At 37.9% G+C, this 16,059-nt stretch carries 17 protein-coding genes; 12 read left to right on the top strand and 5 right to left on the bottom strand.

Going from position 1 to position 16,059, the window contains the following annotated elements; translation table 11 throughout:
* Window positions 1–44 precede the first annotated feature (44 nt).
* From EJF36_RS20160 to EJF36_RS20150, 3 genes are all read left to right on the top strand, one after another.
* The gene (locus tag EJF36_RS20160; protein WP_125908018.1) at window positions 45–1,028 is read left to right on the top strand and encodes a potassium channel family protein; all 984 of its coding nucleotides are present in this window, start codon (window positions 45–47) and stop codon (window positions 1,026–1,028) included.
* A 13-nt stretch (window positions 1,029–1,041) separates the two neighbouring features.
* Entirely contained in the window at window positions 1,042–1,302 is a 261-nt protein-coding gene (locus EJF36_RS20155) for a YwdI family protein (RefSeq protein ID WP_125908017.1), read from the top strand.
* A 92-nt stretch (window positions 1,303–1,394) separates the two neighbouring features.
* Window positions 1,395–1,700, top strand: coding sequence for a hypothetical protein (locus EJF36_RS20150; RefSeq protein WP_260471955.1), 306 nt, complete (start codon window positions 1,395–1,397; stop codon window positions 1,698–1,700).
* A gap of 70 nt (window positions 1,701–1,770) precedes the next feature.
* On the opposite strand, the gene EJF36_RS20145 is transcribed toward EJF36_RS20150, so the two are convergent.
* Entirely contained in the window at window positions 1,771–2,505 is a 735-nt protein-coding gene (locus EJF36_RS20145; RefSeq protein WP_125908016.1) for a 5-oxoprolinase subunit PxpA, read from the bottom strand.
* A gap of 97 nt (window positions 2,506–2,602) precedes the next feature.
* Here EJF36_RS20145 and EJF36_RS20140 point away from each other — a divergent pair, with 97 nt between their 5' ends.
* The 4 genes from EJF36_RS20140 (at window position 2,603) to EJF36_RS20125 (ending at window position 5,614) form a co-directional block, all read left to right on the top strand.
* Window positions 2,603–2,974 carry a DUF423 domain-containing protein gene (locus EJF36_RS20140; protein WP_125908015.1) on the top strand — a complete coding sequence of 124 codons (372 nt, stop codon included), beginning with the start codon at window positions 2,603–2,605 and terminating at the stop codon, window positions 2,972–2,974.
* Between the two features lie 590 nt (window positions 2,975–3,564).
* Window positions 3,565–4,269: an ABC transporter ATP-binding protein gene (locus EJF36_RS20135; RefSeq protein ID WP_125908014.1), complete on the top strand. Its 705-nt coding sequence runs from the start codon at window positions 3,565–3,567 to the stop codon at window positions 4,267–4,269.
* A gap of 1 nt (window position 4,270) precedes the next feature.
* Window positions 4,271–5,014, top strand: a complete 744-nt coding sequence (locus EJF36_RS20130) for an ABC transporter permease (RefSeq protein WP_125908013.1) — start codon at window positions 4,271–4,273, stop codon at window positions 5,012–5,014.
* Between the two features lie 69 nt (window positions 5,015–5,083).
* Window positions 5,084–5,614, top strand: a complete 531-nt coding sequence (locus EJF36_RS20125) for a PadR family transcriptional regulator (RefSeq protein ID WP_125908012.1) — start codon at window positions 5,084–5,086, stop codon at window positions 5,612–5,614.
* A gap of 383 nt (window positions 5,615–5,997) precedes the next feature.
* Here EJF36_RS20125 and gerQ read toward each other — a convergent pair whose 3' ends face one another.
* The gene (gene gerQ / locus EJF36_RS20120; RefSeq protein WP_185807039.1) at window positions 5,998–6,465 is read right to left on the bottom strand and encodes a spore coat protein GerQ; all 468 of its coding nucleotides are present in this window, start codon (window positions 6,463–6,465) and stop codon (window positions 5,998–6,000) included.
* Between the two features lie 736 nt (window positions 6,466–7,201).
* On the bottom strand, window positions 7,202–7,945 hold the full coding sequence (gene hemQ, locus EJF36_RS20115) for a hydrogen peroxide-dependent heme synthase (protein WP_125908011.1): 744 nt from the start codon (window positions 7,943–7,945) through the stop codon (window positions 7,202–7,204).
* A gap of 351 nt (window positions 7,946–8,296) precedes the next feature.
* Here hemQ and pta point away from each other — a divergent pair, with 351 nt between their 5' ends.
* Both pta and EJF36_RS20105 read left to right on the top strand, forming a co-directional pair.
* Complete coding sequence (gene pta / locus EJF36_RS20110) at window positions 8,297–9,274, top strand: phosphate acetyltransferase (RefSeq protein WP_125908010.1); 978 nt, start codon at window positions 8,297–8,299, stop codon at window positions 9,272–9,274.
* Between the two features lie 191 nt (window positions 9,275–9,465).
* Complete coding sequence (locus EJF36_RS20105; RefSeq protein WP_125908009.1) at window positions 9,466–10,293, top strand: lipoate--protein ligase family protein; 828 nt, start codon at window positions 9,466–9,468, stop codon at window positions 10,291–10,293.
* Window positions 10,294–10,372: 79 nt separating this feature from the next.
* On the opposite strand, the gene EJF36_RS20100 is transcribed toward EJF36_RS20105, so the two are convergent.
* On the bottom strand, window positions 10,373–11,113 hold the full coding sequence (locus EJF36_RS20100) for an RsfA family transcriptional regulator (RefSeq protein ID WP_125908008.1): 741 nt from the start codon (window positions 11,111–11,113) through the stop codon (window positions 10,373–10,375).
* Window positions 11,114–11,376: 263 nt separating this feature from the next.
* Between EJF36_RS20100 and EJF36_RS20095 the strand changes: the two genes are divergently transcribed.
* Window positions 11,377–11,598, top strand: coding sequence for a YuzB family protein (locus EJF36_RS20095; protein WP_125908007.1), 222 nt, complete (start codon window positions 11,377–11,379; stop codon window positions 11,596–11,598).
* A 365-nt stretch (window positions 11,599–11,963) separates the two neighbouring features.
* Here EJF36_RS20095 and EJF36_RS20090 read toward each other — a convergent pair whose 3' ends face one another.
* Window positions 11,964–13,757: an S-layer homology domain-containing protein gene (locus EJF36_RS20090; RefSeq protein WP_125908006.1), complete on the bottom strand. Its 1,794-nt coding sequence runs from the start codon at window positions 13,755–13,757 to the stop codon at window positions 11,964–11,966.
* 298 nt (window positions 13,758–14,055) lie between these two features.
* On the opposite strand from EJF36_RS20090, the gene EJF36_RS20085 reads away from it, so the two are divergent.
* Both EJF36_RS20085 and EJF36_RS20080 read left to right on the top strand, forming a co-directional pair.
* Complete coding sequence (locus EJF36_RS20085) at window positions 14,056–15,357, top strand: HD domain-containing protein (RefSeq protein ID WP_125908005.1); 1,302 nt, start codon at window positions 14,056–14,058, stop codon at window positions 15,355–15,357.
* A gap of 131 nt (window positions 15,358–15,488) precedes the next feature.
* The gene (locus tag EJF36_RS20080; RefSeq protein WP_125908004.1) at window positions 15,489–15,992 is read left to right on the top strand and encodes a YwgA family protein; all 504 of its coding nucleotides are present in this window, start codon (window positions 15,489–15,491) and stop codon (window positions 15,990–15,992) included.
* Window positions 15,993–16,059 lie beyond the last annotated feature (67 nt).

Here is a 16,059-nt window from a genome sequence, read left to right as displayed (position 1 = left end):
CAAGACTGTTTGAAGTTTAAAGAAAAAAAGAAGGATAGTTGACTATGCGTACGTATCGGCACTTATTGTATTCACTTTTATTTATGATTGGAACCTTAATGATTGGCACAATAGGTTATCAACTAACCGAGCATTTATCGATGTTTGATGCGCTATGGCTAACTACAATTACGATGATGACCGTTGGGTATGGGGATGTTATCCCGACAACAGAAGCAGGTAAAATATTTACCCTCGTGATGGTTCCTATAGGGATTGGGGTTGTTACGTATGCACTTGGTGTATTAACAGCTTGGTTTATTGAACAAGGTTTATCGTTGGAAGCGAGGCGAAAAAGAATGCTTAAGGAAATTTCTAAACTGGAGAACCACTACATCGTTTGTGGAGTAGGACGGGTAGGAGAACAAGTGTTACAACAGCTTGTTGCTCATCGTGAAACGGTTGTCTGCATAGAAAGTGATGAAAAACAAATTGATAGATTATCTGATAAAATTTATATTTTAACCGGTGATGCAACAGATGATGAAATACTACTAAAGGCTGGCGTGAAAAAAGCGAAAGGATTAGTAACGACTCTCCCAGATGATGCCCAAAATGTGTATGTCACACTTTCTGCTAAAGGAATGGCACCAGACATTCAAGTCGTTGCTAGGGCGATTAAGACAGAAACGGAAGAAAAGCTTTATCGTGCAGGAGCCGATAAAGTAATCAATCCATCTTCAAATGGTGGTAAACAAATGGCATTATCTATTTTAAAGCCTGCTAGTGTAAAATATGTGGATACGATTATGCTTAGTCATAATACAGAGTTTATGATTGAGGAGTACAAGCTACCCGCAACATCACAGCTTGTAAATAAGTCCATTCGTGAAAGCAATATACGCAACCGATTTGGTGTTACGATTGTTGCAATTCAGCGATACAACGAGTTAATTAATAATCCTAGTGCTAATGAATTGTTATATGAAAATGATTTATTAATTATGTTTGGAACACGTCAGCAACTGGAAAAACTAGAAACATGTTAGGGAAGTGATATTTTTGATACAGATTCAGCAAGTTTTAGTGAAAATGAAAAAGGAAATGGATGCAGCACAAGCTGCTACAAATGAAGAACGTATGCGACAGCATATTGCAGCTATTCAGACGTTGTGTGAGCTTGTTCTAGATACAACCGATGGGACGAATAACCAGCACTATTTACAAACACAAATCAAGTCTAACAAGATGCTAACAAATCCGAGTAAGCCATCGATCACGACCGATGATGAATCCTCTAGTGACAGTCTACTTGATTTTTGATGGACAATGCTGAAAAAAGTTACCACCTATAAACCTCAATGTTAACGGAGAAAATGGTAAGGAACCTGCTTCTATTAACGGAGGTGAAAGAGATGATCAACAACAGCAATAGTGCACCATATGGTGGTATTTTGATCAATGGAAACGCATATGACATGGATACTACAAAGCTTTCGCACGATCGCTACGAAGTATACGTAGATGGTGACTATGTTGGACAGAAAACACTTTTAAATCAAAGTGATGATATAACAGATGTAAATGATTTTTTAAAAGGTCAAGGCCACACAGCCTTCTCAGGCGTCCTTGATGGCGACCATTACAATATACAAGCGCAAAGCACGGAGGAAGCTCAGCAAATAAAGGATGCCCTCCATATATATCTACAAACGCGATAAACAATAAGTGTCAGACTTTACGTGAAATGTCCCTACACAGGATACATTCATACGTGTGTCTGACACTTTTTTAATTAAAATTTAACATGTTTCGTAAGGCTTGAGCTATAGATAAGGCGTGTGGGCTATCACCGTGAATACATATAGTATCAACATCAATTGGTATAAGTTCTCCTGTTACAGTTAATACTTGTTTATCGTTAATCATTCGACGAGCTTGTTCAACGCATTCGTTTACATTACTAATTACAGCATTAGGCTGAGAACGAGGTGTGAGTGAACCATCGTTTTCATATGTACGATCTGCAAATACTTCTGATGCGACACGTATGCCAGCTTCGATAGCGGCCTCAATTAACGCGCTGTTTGCGAGGCCATACAGGATTAACTGATCATCAAACTGTTTGATGGCCTTAATAATAGCATGGGCAATAGTAATGTTTTTAGCGGCATCATTATATAGTGCTCCGTGTGGCTTAATGTGGTGAAGATCTACCTTATGAGCCCGACAGAAGCTGTGTAACGTACCAAGCTGGGCGAGCGTTATATTAGTTATTTCTTCAGTAGACATAGGGATTGAGCGACGACCGAAACCGGCTAAGTCTGGATAACCAGGATGTGCACCAATGGCAACTCCGTACGATTTAGCTTGCTCAACGGTTCTGTTCATAATATGAGGATCCCCAGCATGAAACCCACAAGCGATGTTCGCACTTGTGATATAGGGCATGACTTCTTCGTCATTGCCTACAATATAAGAGCCATATCCTTCACCCATGTCGCAGTTTATATCAATTTTTTTCATAAAAAGCTTACCACCTCTTTTATAAGCTGAAAAGTTGCAATCTTCGGTGAAATAGTTAAGATTAGGGTATCATGTAGAGAAAAAAGGAGCAATGGTCATGAAGATTTTCTTACTTATTAGCGCTATTAGCGGGTTTTTGTCAGTCGCACTTGGCGCATTTGGCGCTCATTTACTAGAAGGGCGTATTCCGGATAAATATATCGAAACGTGGCAAACAGGTGTGCAATATCAGATGTTCCATACTATCGCAATTGTAACGGTGGCACTATTAATGATAAAGCTTCCTAATGTGGGCATGTTACATACATCTGGCTGGTTATTTCTCGTTGGGATTATTTTGTTCTCCGGAAGCCTATATGTATTAAGTTTAACTCAAATAGGTGTGCTAGGAGCCATTACACCACTAGGAGGAGTATCCTTTTTAGCAGGATGGGTGTTAGTAGCAATTGTAGCACTAAAACACTTGTAGCGTTGACATGAAATTAGAGAATAACTATATCGTAAGTAGTTCGGTTGTGAAGCAAAAAAGTTACATTCTCAAGGTAAACAACAAGGCAGATCGTATGAATTTTGACCAACTAAGCACATAGAAAAACGCAGAGGATCTAGCCTACTGCGTTTTTTATTATTAAAAATAGTTGATTTATCTGTGCATTTATTGATTTTACAATGTATCTGTGTGCAATGTTTCACATGTTTATAATAACGCAAAAATCCTTTTATCATTGTCATTATGAAAAACCGGCATCAGGTTCATTGATTAAAAAATCGCTTAGGGTATATTTTTGAACTACATGCCTGTTTAGCCCACGTTGTCAGAGAGTTTTCTAGAATAACCTTCTTTGATTACGATGCAACAAAGTGTGATGTGAAGACATGCGTCATCTCACGACTCGTTGTCCAATCTTAACTCACATGTAGTGCGTTCCATTTTCAAATGCTCACATTTTGTCGAAAGGAAATATTTTACTAGTGAGAAAGAAAAGGTTATAATTAACTCAAAGTTAAATAGTCAACGTTGAATAAACAACGTTATTAAAATCGAAGGAGGAAAGTGAAATGTTTTATATTAACGCGAACTCGATTCAAAAAAGCTATGGACAAAGAAACATCGTGAAAAGTATGAATATTAACATTTTTAAACATGAAATTTTAGCAGTGATTGGTCCCAATGGAGCAGGAAAATCAACAACGTTAGAAATGCTTGTAGGGCTGCGTAAACCAGATAAGGGGGAGATCAACTATTGGCAGGTCCAACATAAAACGCACATGGGGGTGCAACTGCAATCCGTTCCGTTTTTCCCAGGTTTAACAACCGTTGAGAACCTACAGATTTTTGCAGCCTTTTATAAAAAGAAGATGAGGAAGCTTGATGTGGAGGAGTTGTTATCCAGGTGTGGATTGACAGATTGTAGCCATACAGAAGCAGCTAAACTTTCGGGAGGACAACAAAAAAGACTTGCGATAGCAGCGTCATTAATTCATGATCCAGAATTAGTTTTTTTAGATGAACCAACGGCAGCTCTTGACCCGCGTGCACGTATGGAAATTCATCAGTTGATTGGTAAACTTTACAATGATGGAAAAACAGTAGTGTTAACATCACATGACATGGATGAGGTAATGAAACTAGCACACCGTGTCATTATGATTAATGAAGGAGTCATTATAGCGGAAGGTGAACCTCTTGAGCTTTGTAAACAGTTTAATGCGAAGGACCTAGACAGTTTATATTTACAATTAACATGCAAGGAGGTAAACTGACATGATTATTTTTAAATCTATGGTTATGACATCTTTAAGAGACAAAATAAGTTTGTTTTATGCGTTGCTGTTTCCAGTTGGATTAATGATAGGGTTAGGTATATTTTTTGACCAAGAAATGATGCAAGTAAAGACAATATGTGGTGTGACGGCCATTAGTACATTATTTTGGGGTATGCAAGGTATATCCTTTCAAGTGTACTCACAGAGAAGCAAAGGTGTTTACAAACTATTGAAACTAACCCCTATGTCAACAGTATCCTTTGTGTTTATTATGACGTTGGCACGGACCGTAATAGGTGTTGCTTTGAATATGGTTGTGTGGCTTATAGGCATGTTTTATTTTCATATTCAAGTGACATATACATCAATTTTAGCCACTTTCGTGTTGGTGACGGTGGGAACACTCTGCTTTACGAGTATGGGTTTTTTTATCGCTAACCTAGCAAATAATGAAGGACAAATTAACATCTTTTCAAATCTTATACAGTTGCCTATGATATTTATGAGTGAGACGTTTTACTCATTACAAAGTACACCGTCATGGATTTCTACAGTTGGTAACTTGCTGCCGTTTGAATATTATGTGAAGGGGCTGATCACATCCATCAATGCATATGATCAGAATACATTTTTACTAGGTATGCTAGTGCCAATGCTTTATATGATCATGATGGTTATGCTCGCAGCTATTACATTTAAATGGGAAGAAAGGCAAAGCTTCATAAAAAAAGCCTCATCATAATATTTTAAAAAAGGTAAAATATGTTACACTAATACTTAATATTGAATACTTAATGTTGAGGAGAATAATATGACACGTCTAATGGTGCTTGGTCTACTTCGCATGAAGCCTATGTCCGGATATGAAATTCAGCAAATACTGCAACAAAGTCAAACCGATTTGTGGGCAGGTATTTTACCAGGGTCTATTTATCATGCACTCAAGAAAATGGAAAAGGAAGAATTAGTAGAGATTGCTACTGTTGAAAAAACAGGTAATCGCATAAAAGCTATTTATCAAATTACCGAAAATGGAGAAGAAGAGTTTCTTACATTGTTGAAGGAGTCATTACAACAATCATCTGTATGTCTACCAAGTAATTTATACACGGGACTCGGATTTATTCAAGATCTAGTTGGTGAAGAGATTGTAGAGCTACTATCAGTTCAAATAAATACTTTACAAGCTGATTTAGAAAAACAAAAGGCCGGTATTGAAGCCAAGAGAGTAGCGATGGGGAAGCTTGATGAAGTGACTGAGCTAACAGCAGAAAATTTATTCGCACAATACAAATTGCAAATTGAATTTCTTAAAAAGTTGACGGAGCTGTACACGAAATAATTAAAGTACTTCGCACGCCTTGCGAAGAGCTAAAGTCCAACAAATATTAAGGGTCCGATAGATAGCCTAATCGGACCCTTGTTTCATGCTGTTGCGCGACCACGACTTGGTAGTGCGCATTATCGACAGAGTGTAGCGCGATCTCGACAAAATTGCGCGCAATATCGACACAAAAGCGCGCATAAATTGTTTCCAGCATCAACATATATCGAAGGTAGCGCATTCTCAACTTTTTTTAGCTCAAGCCTCCACCTTAAAGAGATTACAAAAAACACCACCCTATAAAAATATCAGTCAAAGTCCTTTGCCAATCTCCTCAAAGTCAGAGCTTCTACGGTGCCCGTTTTGCTTTAGCGCCTCAGACAGCACTTTCACTTAGCTACTTATCTAGGAGGAAATTGCGCCATTGGCACGCTTCCGCCAAATGTAAGATCATAATCAAGCTCTTCATCAAACGTGATGTAGTCAAGATAAATCATTAACAATAAGTAACGCATACCTGTTTGAGGATCGCTCAAAATTATGTGATCACGTCCAGCAGCCTCAATAATGCCTTTAAATATTTTTGCATTCCATTCACGGTTATTTTCAAACGTCATATACACTGTTGCTATTTTACCTTTGTTTAATCGTAAAATGTTTTCAATATACGATTCTTCTAATGGTAGCATACCAGGAATAAAAGATGTCAAAGATGACCCACCTGTGCCAGGTTGCCCATAAAAGCCTGCTACCGGTGCTTGATAGCCCGGAACTGTAAATCCTGGTTGCCCTCCTCCGCTGTAACTCATCGGATAAGGATTGTAGCCAGTAAAGTCATAGCTAGCAGGTGTGCCTGCACCATAACTCATTCCATAAGGACTTTGCTGCTGACGGTTTTGATTTGTCAAAATATACACCCTCCTCAGATTTTCTATCTACAAACCTTGAAAACATTGACTATATACACCAGGACAATTTTCTTGTGTTGGTGAAAAGAAACAGTGCGTTTTTATCACGCCCTGTATTCTATGGATTGAATCATTGTGATGGATACTTTCCGTCTGAATGGAAATAAATCACAATGAAGAGCTAGCAGGATAGTAGTTGTGCCTAATATTCGTGCTGAATTAATGTGTTTTTTGCGAAGGCTAATAAAATAACCTGTTTTGAAGCTTTCATGTTTGCTAGCTTTTTAAAGTCTTAACAGTCGGATTAAACTCGGGTTTACGCCAATATTGCCAACCGTGAACGTTCCGAGTGCCCAGCCCCCTTCTGCCTCTGCGCGCTTCAATTCTTGCTAATAGTTTGAATTACTCTTAAGTTGTAAGTATAACAGCCATGGCCTCCCCTCTCATTTCTCAAACCTTCATAACTTATATATGACAGAAGCTGAAAAGTGGAACTAATTTATAAATCAACATGGCTATCTAGTTTATAGATATGTGAAGGGTTTCGGCATTATGCCTAAGAAAAAACAAGTACCAGTTGATGATAAGTATCCTTTGTCAACGCTTAAAAAATTGCTCCTAATAGTAGGGGATAAAAAGACCTACGACCTTCAATCACCACAAAAAAAGTCAGGCTCACTATTGAGCCTGACTAACATTAAATATACAAATATGAAGAGATTTTATCAGTGTTTAAAATATTCCCTACGAAGAAGGAGCCGAACTCACCGTAGCGGGCACTAACTTCATCAAAACGCATTTCATATACGAGTTTTTTAAATTGTAGAGCATCATCACTAAATAGTGTAACACCCCACTCGTAGTCATCAAGACCTACGGAGCCGGTAATAACCTGAATCACTTTTCCAGCATATTTGCGACCCACCATTCCGTGCGAACGCATTAAGCTTCGGCGTTCATCCATAGGAAGCATATACCAGTTATCCTCACCTTGGCGTCGCTTGTCCATTGGATAGAAGCAAATATGCTTAGACTTTGGTAAAGTCGGATATAAACGACGACGAACCTCTGGGTTCTGATAAGGGTCTTCTTCTCCAGGCAAGTAATTGCCTAACTCAACAATAGAAACATAAGAATATGTAGGTAATAAATATTCAGCTAGCTTTGTTTTGTTTAGCTCTGTTTCTATGTCATTCAATTCCTCAAGTGTTGGACGTAAAATCATAAGCATGAGATCAGCTTTTTGCCCAACAACTGAATATACAGCGTGACTACCTTGCTTTTGCTCCTCAGTCGAATCCCATTTTGCTAAGATAGCTCTAAATTCATCAATAGCGGCTTCGCGCTCATCTGACGACAACAGTTTCCACGCAGACCAATCAACTGCTCGTAAATCATGTAAACTATACCAACCATCTAGTGTTTGAGCTGCTTCACTCATTCGTTTCACTCCTGTAAAAAATGATATTTGTCACAACTAAACTATAACATAGTTTGACCTATCATTTAAAAATTCCTACCTTTACTTTCCTTTATTTAGAAAATTAAAAAAATAAAAACTTTATACATGTGTGAGTATATGCATTTATTTTGATGGAAAACTAAAGTATTCTTAAGAAAAGCGGCCGACAAAAAGTGACGTCTTGTCGAATTAATGGACAAGGGGGGTTTGTCCATTAAAACAGGCTGAACAAACATGAGAGTAGTATTGAAAAAGCAATTCCTTATTTCGGCAATACTCTTATGCGACTCGGTTACTATACATTTTTGAAAATTATAAGGAGGATTTTCCTTGAGCGATTTATTTGAGGTAGTTAAACAACAAATTAAAGGGAAGAATTTAAGAATTGTATTTCCAGAAGGAACAGATGAGCGTATCCTAACGGCAGCGTCAAATTTAAAACGTGATTTACTAATTGAGCCGATTTTATTAGGTGATGCAGCTGAAATTCAAGAAAAGGCTAAATACATAGACTTAGCGGACATTACAATTATTAATCCGGCAAACTATGCTGAAATGGATGCGATGGTAGCGTCATTTGTTGAGCGTCGTAAAGGTAAAGCAACACCAGAGCAAGCCGAAGAAATACTAAAATCATCTGTTAATTATTTCGGTACTATGCTAGTGCATATGGGACTAGCGGATGGACTTGTAAGTGGGGCTGTGCATTCAACAGCAGAAACTGTACGACCAGCTCTACAGCTTATAAAAACAAAGCCTGGCGTAAATAGAACATCAGGTGTATTTATTATGGTTCGTGGTCGTGAAAAGTACGTGTTTGCAGATTGTGCTATTAATATTTCACCTAATAGCCAGGAGTTAGCTGAAATCGCTGTAGAAAGTGCGAAAACAGCTCGTACATTTGGCATACATCCAAGAGTGGCAATGTTAAGTTTCTCAACAAAGGGTTCTGCAAAATCACCAGAAACGGATAAAGTTTCAGAAGCAGTACGTTTAATAAAAGAGATGGATTCATCCTTTAGAGTGGATGGTGAAATCCAGTTTGATGCAGCTTACGTTCCATCAGTAGCACAAAAGAAAGCGCCAGAATCGGAAATCCAAGGAGATGCAACTGTGTTTGTTTTCCCAAGCTTAGAAGCGGGGAACATTGGCTATAAAATGGCGCAACGCTTAGGCGAATTTGAAGCGGTAGGACCAATTTTACAAGGGTTGAATAAACCAGTTAATGACCTATCACGCGGTTGTAATGCAGAAGATGTATACAACTTAGCACTTATCTCTGCTGCCCAAGCATTACCAAACGGTTAAGAAACCAAGCTTAACCGTTGACTTGCACAAGATAATTGTTAAGTGATGGAATCATTTGTGAAGAAAGCTTCCCTTTCAAAGGGGGGCTTTTTAGCTTATTGGTGAAGAGTGAACTCCTTATCTCGCTAAAAAATCTACAATCGATTAAAATAATAATAAACTTGATTTTTATAAAAAATGTGGTGATTACAATGCTCTTAGATCAGCAACAATATAGAATCATAGACCAAACGAATACAGGGCTTCATATGTCTGCACTACATTCATTTGCGATGGATGATACGCTATGTCAATCAGTAGGTTCTGGTGAAAGCCCAAGTGTAATGAGGTCATGGGTACATGAAAAAACAGTCGTGTTAGGTATTCAAGATACGCGTTTGCCTTTTTTACGAGAAGGCTTAGCATATTTACACGATGAAGGCTACAACGTTATTGTAAGAAATTCTGGTGGACTTGCGGTTGTTCTTGACGAAGGTGTTTTAAATGTAACATTAATATATTCTGAAAGAGACCGTGGCATAGATATTAATAGAGGGTATGACGCGATGCTTGCTTTTTTAGCAGACACGTTTTCTGCTAACAATGTAAATATGCAAGCTGGTGAAGTAGTCGGCTCATATTGTCCGGGAAGCTATGATATTAGTATACAAGGCAAAAAGTTTGCCGGTACGTCACAGCGACGTCTACGAGGTGGCGTAGCTGTACAAGTATACCTTTGCTTACAGGGAAGTGGAGCCAAGCGTGCTGAATTAGTTCGAGAATTCTATCGACGCGCATTAAACGGTCAAGAAACAAAGTTTGTGTATCCGAATATAAAGCCAGAAACAATGGCTTCATTAAGTGAACTTACGGGTAACAGTATGCCTACACAAGACGTTATGCTAAACATGTTCCGTGTGTTAAAAAGTTATTCACATGCTGATATTTATATAGATTCCTTACAAGGTAATGAATGGGCAATGTTTGAAAAAAACTTGATGAGGATTACTGAAAGAAATGAAAAAGCACTGATGCTGTAGTCAGTGCCTTTTTATATTAACTATATATTCGGAGGAGGGGACCTCTTGCAATCAACCTGATAGTTTATGAATGTTTGAGCTATTCAGCTAATTTTTCTAAATTTCCATTTCTGTCCATCTTAAATTTAGTAGCAGGTCTTTCTTCTTCATCGAATAGTGCTAATTTACGTGCACGATTCATAATTTTCATCAATGTCTCATAATCTTCTTGAACAGTTGTAGCATTGTCCTCTAGTTCTGTTACTTTCTTTTCAAGCTCTTTTACTCTAGCTTGTAATGCCTTGTTCTCATCTAGTAAGCGTCTGTTTTCGTTTTGTAAACGAGAGTTGCTCATATCTTGATATCGTAAAGTCTGCAAGAATGATATAACTTGATCAATAGATGACAATGGTGCATTTTGCTTGTTCGTTGTTTGAACTACTGGCGTCTCTATTGTACTCTCTTTATTCATTTCTTTACCTTGAGCATGTGTCTCAGATTCCACTTCCATAGTGGACGTATCAAGAGACATATCATCAGCAAATTCCTCTATTTGAGGCGTTGGTGGCGTATAAAGTAACTGCTTTTTAGCAGCCTCTCCACCTAGAGCTCGTTGACGCTGTTTACGTTGTTTTTTAGCTAATGCTAACGCTTTCTCATAATCATGACGAACAACAGCGTTCCAACGGAATCCGCAGGCTGCTGATGTGCGATTTAGTTTATCTCCGACTTCCTCAAATGCATTTAACTGTGTACTTCCCTCACGCACGTGACGTAACACTGTTTCAGCTAGCAATAAATCATTCTCTTCTGTCCATGCATCTTGCCTTTGCTTTAACATTATTTCATCTCCCTATCTTTTATATTTGTATTACATTGACTATTTACAATGTGTCTAATATGTATCATGGACAGAAGATTGACAGTTTATACTATTTTTTATAAAAGGATGATAGATTTTTAAAAAAATATTAAAATTTTGGAAGTTTATCATATGGAAATAACTTTTTTAATGTTGAGAATGACATATACTTGCACATCTCGCAATAAATCGATACAATACGCATAGTCTGTTTGTGAAAGATGAAAGGGTTGAAATGATAGATGGCAAATGAATTTCGTATTTGCGACGATTGTCAGGCGACAAATATTAAAACACTCTTGCCGCGATTGGAAAAGCTAGACCCTGATGCAACGATTGATATCGGTTGTCAATCATATTGTGGGCCTGGCCGCAAAAAATCATTCTGTTTTGTCAACAATCGACCGGTTTCAGCTCCTAGTGAAGAGGAGCTTATCGAGAAGATTGCGAAAAAATTAAAATAAGAAAAACGAATTAGAGTTGAACCGGATTGCTTTTCTAAACGTAAAAAAGTGCCAAGGCTTAAAGTAAAGCTTGGCACTTTTTTTACGTTTTAATTTTCACATTTTCACGTTTAAGAACGCAAAGTTTTTTAACCTAGATTAGTGTCTAACTCTAGCGCCTAGCCAGTTTGTCATCTATGAATAATCTTCCTTGAGTATCTTGTGAAAAGCATGATATGAATTATTATGCTTTTCACAGCTCAAGGCCTTAAGCCGGCCCTCTTCGGAGGTCTTAAGCCGGCCCTCTCCGGAGGGAAGGCCCTTCCTGTGGGGTACGTCTTAAGTTGGTCGGGGCTGAGCAAGGCAATTTCGCTTTTTCTTATTTTTTATTTTGCAATTACTTCTTGTGTGAATATAGACATAGTTCCGTCAGCCAAAGTTCCGCGGTATTTAATGCTATAAGTAGCACCTGAGATTAATGGAAGATCCAGGCTATCTCGGTAAGGAATCGTGAAGCTTGTTTTAAAGTCTTCGCCTTCTTGTAAACCAGCATACGCTGTAGCTAATAGTAAGACTTGATCCTTCTCCCCCTTTACCTCTATGAGTTCAACTAATTTCATAGAATCAGAAAAGGTAAAATGGAAGCTGTTATTCTCTGCTCGAATGGTTGCACTTTCAACAACTGTATCTGTATGTGATCGATTGTCTATTAAATAGCGATACAAAAATACAGCAAAGTGCTGACGAGAAATATAGTCGTACGGGCGATAGCTATTGTCATCAAAGCCCGTAGTTATTTGATTTGTTTCCAATGCATCAATATAGGTAAACGCATCATCGACGTCCTTACTCACATCAATAAATGGGACGGTGCCATCGCCTTTTAATTCATAAGCATTTGCTAAAATCTTCGCCATCTGTCCTCTCGTTAACAACCCAAAACGATCAAAGCTACCGTCTGGTTTACCATCAACAATACCAAGCTCTACAGCCTTAGCAATATCGCTATAACCGTAATCTGTTTCTGTTACATCTGTAAAATTAGGGTTTGGCGCAGCAGTGTTTGGCTGACCTAGTTCACGCAATATCATTTGCACTGCTTGCAGACGTGTAATACTATCTTCCGGTCCAAAGGTGTGGGAATTGTATCCGTTTATAATACCGCGTCTATAAAGGTACATAATTTCATCTTCATACATGTAAACATCATAAAATTGCTTTTTTGTTTGTAAGGCTGCTGGTTGTTTCATTTTAAAAAACGTCAACGTGCCAACTTCATTTTGAATTAAAAACATAGTCCCATCTTCAGTAATCTCAACGAAATCAATAGCCGATGTCGGGTCATTTGGTTTACTATAAGGCAAATCTTCAACCCAGGCTAAGCTTGGAAGTGCTAACTTAGAAACTCTCGTGTACACATAAGAATCGTCAATAAATGTGGCAGAGCTCTTTGGAATGTCAAAAGCAACGGGTTCAAGATCCTTAGTAAATATGATGTCACCATAAACAATGTAACTACTTGAAAGGTGAATCTTGTCACTGCCAGAAAGATTGTCGTCCTTTTCTGTCATGTACTTTTTGTCTACAGTTTCAGTAGTTAGATTAACCTTTTTAATTTTTAGAGCATCAAAAAAACTATTTGAGTAAATATACGCTTCCTTGTTATCTAAGTCTACTTCAATATCAGAGTATTGTATTCTATCACTATCTTTAGTGGAGATGGAGAATGCTTGTATTGAATCTGTCGTTGTATCCCAAATTTGTATGGAGTCGGCATTCACAAGGTATACTGTATTGTTGTAAATCGTAAAGCCACTTGCAAGCATGGCTTGCTCTGGTAAAGGCAAAATACTTTCTCTATCAGTAGTTAAATTAACAGTGTGAATAACTCTGTTTTTTAATAAGTAAAGAGTATCGTTCTCTATCTCGAAGTCAGTTGCATTCAAAACTTCATAGCGACCTGTAATCGTCATAGTTTCTGCATTTGCTACAGTGTATTTACCGTAATTAGGAATAACAAGCCACTTGTGGTCTTTGTCCATTTTCGCTTTGCTAGACCCTAACGTATTAATTATTAAACTCTCGACTTCACCATGTACTTGGGCAAGAGTAGGGATATATAAGCATAATGAGGAAATTACGAGCAAGACACCAATAATCAACTTTTGTACTCTTTTCAAAATCTACCAAATCCTTTCCGTGCAGAACTGTCCGAACGAGAAAGCCCACTCTTTTACCGGTCGAATTGTAATTATAGGTTCTCATAGTAACCATACCGAATATTGTCTAGAAAATAAATAGTCTGTTTCTTGAACTTGTGGAAAATCAAGGTGTATGCAAACGTAATGTTTTCTGTCACAGTAGGAAATTAAAGTCAATGGTTTTTTTGTCGAAAAAAAGAGTTTATAATATAAATTAGTTTATAAATGGAAACGGCTAATAGGGAGAAAATTACTAGCTTTTTAAAGAGGGAATAACATGACATATCCAGGTGGACGGTTATCAGAAGAGAAAGTCTTTAAGGACCCTGTACACTCTTATATACATGTAAGAGACAAAATAATATGGGATTTAATTGGAACACCCGAGTTTCAACGTTTGCGTCGTATTAAACAGCTCGGTACGACCTATTTAACTTTCCATGGTGCGGAGCATAGTCGCTTTAATCATTCGCTAGGAGTTTACGAGATTATGCGTCGCATTGTCGATGATGTCTTCCAAGGACGTCCTGAATGGGATGATAATGAACGTCTTATTTGTTTATGTGCCGCACTTCTTCATGATATCGGTCATGGTCCTTTTTCACATTCATTTGAAAAGGTATTTCATTTAGACCATGAAGATTATTCGCGTGCGATTATTGTAGGAGACACCGAGGTTAACAAAATATTACGTAAAGTCGGAGACGAGTTTCCGAAGCACGTCGCAGAGGTCATTGGAAAAACATATCACAATAAGCTAGTAGTTAGTTTAATTTCAAGCCAAATTGACGCGGACCGCATGGATTATTTACAACGAGATGCTTATTATACAGGGGTTTCGTACGGTCACTTTGACATGGAACGAATATTGCGTGTTATGCGACCGCGGGAAGATCAAGTTGTGATTAAATACAGTGGTATGCACGCAGTAGAGGATTACATTATGAGTCGCTACCAAATGTACTGGCAAGTATATTTCCATCCTGTGACGCGGAGTGCTGAAGTTATTTTAACGAAAATTTTGCATCGTGCGAAGCATCTACACGAGCAATATTATGCCTTTAAGCAGCATCCTGTTCACTTTTACTCTTTATTTGAAGAAGAGATGAATGTGGCTGATTATTTAAAGCTTGATGAGCCTGTTATGTACTTTTATTTTCAGGCATGGCAAGACGAGGATGATCCAATTTTAAGTGATTTGTGTAAGCGGTTTGTCAATAGAAACTTATTTCAATATGTAGAATACAACCCATCAAAGGACTTGAAAAAAACGATTGAACTTCCTCAACTGTTCAAAAAGGCAGGGATAGACCCTGAATATTATTTGGAGGTTGACTCATCATCAGACCTACCATATGACTTTTACCGTCCTGGTGAGGAAGAAGAGCGGTTGCCTATTCATCTATTAATGGCAAATGACGACATACGAGAGTTGTCACGTCAATCAGAAATAGTTGATGCTATTAGCGGGAAACGCCGCACAGATCATAAATTATATTTTCCACTAGATATCATCGAAGATACGTCTAGTAAAAAAACGATTAAAAAACGTATTAAGGAACTGCTTTTTGACACTTAATTGGGATTGAGAAGCTAGCTTGAAGTACTGATTCATACAATAAGCCTCGCGTTATGTCATAATGTATCGAAGATTTTGACAAGCTGCTTGAGGTCATTTAGTCGTAATAAATCTTTGGGAGTGAAGGGGAATTGCTAAAGGAACACGCCAAGGTATTAAAAATGTTTGCTGAAGCCGGTGAAATTGTCGGACGGAAAAAGCTACAAAAAATAATTTTTATCGCAAAAAAATTTAATATACCGTTTTATGAGAAATTTGATTTTCACTTCTATGGTCCATATTCAGAGGAATTAACACTACGTGTTGAGGAACTGTGTAATGCCGGGTTGTTAGATGAAGTGTGTGAGGAGAAAGGGAATTATCACCAATATCGCTATACCTTAACAGAGGCAGGAGCGGAATTTCTACAGCTACACTCATTGGACATGCCTAATGTTAAGCCGTTACTTGATAGCTTAAATGAACAAAGCTCACGTTTTTTAGAGCTTGTTTCTACGATGATGTTCTTTGGTGATTTAGAAAAAGAAGATATTATTGAGAAAGTTCATACGTTAAAAGCGAAGCTACGTTATACGAATGACGAAATTGAAAAGGCCTTTACTTATATTGAAACCTTGCAAAAGCAAGTAAACTAGCTGCCAGGGCAAATGCCCGGCAGCTTTATTATTGTGAGGTTGTGATGATATAGCCTGAGTGAAAACA

The sequence above is a fragment of the Bacillus sp. HMF5848 genome, assembly GCF_003944835.1.
Lineage (GTDB): Bacteria > Bacillota > Bacilli > Bacillales > HMF5848 > HMF5848.
This window is presented reverse-complemented; position numbering and strand designations above follow the sequence as displayed.

Excerpts from the sequence above, each read along its gene's own strand:
- EJF36_RS20135 (WP_125908014.1), top strand. The coding sequence starts at position 3,565 with ATGTTTTATATTAACGCGAACTCGATTCAAAAAAGCTATGGACAAAGA.
- EJF36_RS20100 (WP_125908008.1), bottom strand. The coding sequence starts at position 11,113 with ATGTTAAAGCAAAGGCAAGATGCATGGACAGAAGAGAATGATTTATTG.
- EJF36_RS20140 (WP_125908015.1), top strand. The coding sequence starts at position 2,603 with ATGAAGATTTTCTTACTTATTAGCGCTATTAGCGGGTTTTTGTCAGTC.
- hemQ (WP_125908011.1), bottom strand. The coding sequence starts at position 7,945 with ATGAGTGAAGCAGCTCAAACACTAGATGGTTGGTATAGTTTACATGAT.
- EJF36_RS20105 (WP_125908009.1), top strand. The coding sequence starts at position 9,466 with ATGCTCTTAGATCAGCAACAATATAGAATCATAGACCAAACGAATACA.
- EJF36_RS20125 (WP_125908012.1), top strand. The coding sequence starts at position 5,084 with ATGACACGTCTAATGGTGCTTGGTCTACTTCGCATGAAGCCTATGTCC.
- EJF36_RS20130 (WP_125908013.1), top strand. The coding sequence starts at position 4,271 with ATGATTATTTTTAAATCTATGGTTATGACATCTTTAAGAGACAAAATA.
- EJF36_RS20085 (WP_125908005.1), top strand. The coding sequence starts at position 14,056 with ATGACATATCCAGGTGGACGGTTATCAGAAGAGAAAGTCTTTAAGGAC.
- EJF36_RS20095 (WP_125908007.1), top strand. The coding sequence starts at position 11,377 with ATGGCAAATGAATTTCGTATTTGCGACGATTGTCAGGCGACAAATATT.
- EJF36_RS20160 (WP_125908018.1), top strand. The coding sequence starts at position 45 with ATGCGTACGTATCGGCACTTATTGTATTCACTTTTATTTATGATTGGA.
- EJF36_RS20150 (WP_260471955.1), top strand. The coding sequence starts at position 1,395 with ATGATCAACAACAGCAATAGTGCACCATATGGTGGTATTTTGATCAAT.
- EJF36_RS20145 (WP_125908016.1), bottom strand. The coding sequence starts at position 2,505 with ATGAAAAAAATTGATATAAACTGCGACATGGGTGAAGGATATGGCTCT.
- gerQ (WP_185807039.1), bottom strand. The coding sequence starts at position 6,465 with ATGAGTTATGGTGCAGGCACACCTGCTAGCTATGACTTTACTGGCTAC.